Source organism: Arthrobacter sp. H41, from assembly GCF_000520535.1.
Lineage (GTDB): Bacteria > Actinomycetota > Actinomycetes > Actinomycetales > Micrococcaceae > Arthrobacter_D.
The window spans coordinates 3690-6485 of sequence record NZ_KI914843.1 but is presented as its reverse complement, the minus strand read 5'-3'; the positions used below and the strand labels follow the sequence as shown (position 1 = coordinate 6485).

Below are 2796 nucleotides of genomic sequence, written 5' to 3'. Positions count from 1 at the left end.
GTCCTCCACCGCACCGGGCCCCACGAGCCACGCCTGCGAACGCGCGTCCTCGATGTCCCCGGTGGAGCAGACCACTTCCGGGTGCACGGTATTGATGATCGCGCCCACCGCGGGCGGCCCGAGATAGCGCACCATGCCCAGCCCGGTGGCCAGCGCCGCGCCCGTGGCCAGGACTGCGGCTCCCGGGTACTGCGCGGAACCGGCCGCGACGCCGAGCACGCCGCGCGTGTACTTGTGGTCACCCGCTCGCGGCCGACGGTAAAGCGCTGCGACGTCGTGCGCCTCGAGCCGGCGCATGGCAGGCTTCACGGCGGCGGCCCTCGCCGAACCCTCAGCGGTCATTCCCAGGCCGATGTCGACGACGTTCAACTCACCCGCCGCCAGCGCCCCGCCCGATACCAGCAGCCCGGTCTTCGCTGCACCGAAGGTCACCGTCGCATCGGCGAACAGGACCGGCTCCGAGAGTTCGCCGGAGTCGACATCCACTCCGCTGGGCAGGTCGCATGCGACGACCAGTAGCGAGCGCTCCCCCCGCACACCTGCTCGGGCGTTGATGGCCGAGACCAGCTCGGCAGCATTCCCCCGCAGCCCTCCCCGGGCACCGGTTCCGAGGATTCCGTCGATGAGCAGGGTGGCCCGGACCGCCCGCGCCGCGAGTTCCGGGAGGTTGTTCGAGTTCAGGTGCTCGAACCGGCCGCCCCGCCGGCTGAACAACGCGGAGGCTTCGGGGTGGACCTCGCCGGCGACGGCGAAGGCGGTGACCGCGACGCCCCGCCGCAGCAGCCGCTCCCCGGCGTACAGGGCATCGGCACCGTTGTTTCCGGGACCGACGAGCACCACGACGCTGCTGCGATTCGCGCGGTGGCCGGCCGACCGGAGCATCCCGAAAGCGACCAGGAACAGGCCGTGGGCGGCTTTCTGCATCAGGGTGTTCCCGTGTCCGGCATCGAGGAAGGGCACCTCGGCCGCACGGACCTGGGCGCCGGTGAAGGCATTGAGCATATGTACGAGCTTAGCGGCACCCGGCCTGATCGTCAGCCGGGTTACTATTTTTCGCTGTGCTCTCGGACACAGGGCTGCCCTTCGGCCACCACCATGGCTGTCGCCAGGCCGCCGTCGTGGCTGAGGGACAGGTGCCACTCCGTGATGCCGCGCCGCGCCGCCGCGTCCGCCACGGTGCCCCACACCTCGACGGAGGGCACGCCCGCCGCGTCCACGGCGATGCAGCAGTCCTGCCAGTTCATGCCCGCCGGCGCGCCGAGGGCCTTGGCAACCGCCTCTTTCGCCGCGAAACGGGCGGCGAGGGACCGCGTGGTCAGTTCCCGTTCAGCGGGCACGAAGAGCCTCGTCACCAGGCCGGGCGTCCGCTCGAGCTGGCGCCGGAAGCGCTCGATGTCGACGACGTCCATCCCGATGCCGACGATCACGAGGACGTCCTCCAACCGGCTCGACGGTTGGAGCGCCGCGGCGCTCTACTCAACCGTGACGGATTTGGCAAGGTTTCGCGGCTGGTCGACGTCGTAGCCCTTGGCGCTGGCCAGTGCGAGCGCGAAGATCTGCAGCGGAACCGTGGTGAGCAGCGGCGCGAGGAGTGTCGGCGTGGCCGGAACGTAGAACACATGCTCCGAGTACGCCTCCACCGAGGTGTCGCCCTCCTCGGCGATCACGATGGTCACTGCACCACGGGCACGGATCTCCTGGACGTTGGAGACGACCTTCGCGTGCAGCGAGTCCCGGGCCGACGACGACGGCATGACCACCACCACGGGCTGGCCTTCCTCGATCAGCGCGATCGGGCCGTGCTTGAGCTCGCCTGCGGCGAAGCCCTCGGCATGGATGTAGGCGAGCTCCTTGAGCTTGAGCGCACCCTCCATGGCCACGGGGAAGCCGACGTGGCGGCCGAGAAACAGCACCGACTTCGCCTGCGACATCTCCGTGCCGAGCTGCTTGATCTTGTCCGCGTTGTCGAGGACGGTCTGGATCTTCGCGGGAATTTCCGCGAGGTCCGCCATCACGGCGTTGATCTCGTCGCGGTACTTGTTGCCGCGCAGTTGGGCGAGGTAGAGACCGAGCAGGTACGCGGCAGTGATCTGGGCGAGGAACGCCTTCGTCGAGGCGACGGCGATCTCGGGGCCGGCGTGGGTGTACAGGACGGCGTCCGATTCGCGGGGGATCGTGGAGCCGTTGGTGTTGCAGATCGCCACCACCTTGGCGCCCTGTTCGCGGGCGTAGCGGACGGCCATCAGCGTGTCCATGGTCTCACCGGACTGCGAGATGGCGACCACGAGGGTCTTCTCGTTGACGATGGGGTCGCGGTACCGGAACTCGTGCGAGAGCTCCACTTCAGTGGGGATGCGGCACCAGTGCTCGATGGCGTACTTGGCCACCTGGCCCGCATAGGCCGAGGTACCGCAGGCGAGCACCACGATCTTGTCCACTGAGCGGAGGATGGATTCGTCGATGCGCAGCTCGTCGAGGACGAGGTTGCCCTTGATGTCGGACCGTCCCAGCAGGGTCTGGCCCACGGCGTCGGGCTGGTCGTTGATCTCCTTCTCCATGAAGGAGTCGTACCCGCCCTTCTCAGCAGCGGCGGCATCCCAGTTCACGTAGAACTCGGTGCCCTCCGCCGGGGTTCCGAAGAAGTCGGTGATGACGACGTCGTCGGGCGTGATGGTGACGATCTGGTCCTGGCCGAGCTCCACCGCGCGGCGCGTGAAGTCGATGAAGCCGGAGACGTCGGAGCCGAGGAAGTTCTCGCCGTCGCCGAGGCCGACGACGAGCGGCGAATTGCGGCGG

3 protein-coding genes are annotated in these 2796 nt (G+C 68.7%); all 3 read right to left on the bottom strand.

The window, feature by feature from the left end; all coding sequences use genetic code 11:
* Window positions 1-1002: NAD(P)H-hydrate epimerase (locus tag Y705_RS0116065; RefSeq protein ID WP_026533585.1), on the bottom strand; the 1002-nt coding region annotated here is incomplete at its 3' end.
* Window positions 1003-1046: 44 nt separating this feature from the next.
* A complete protein-coding gene (locus Y705_RS0116060) occupies window positions 1047-1427 on the bottom strand; it encodes a holo-ACP synthase (protein WP_026533584.1) in 381 nt (126 codons plus the stop codon).
* 45 nt (window positions 1428-1472) lie between these two features.
* Window positions 1473-2796 (bottom strand): glutamine--fructose-6-phosphate transaminase (isomerizing) (glmS, locus tag Y705_RS20770; protein ID WP_049822904.1); only part of this gene is annotated, 1324 nt, incomplete at its 5' end.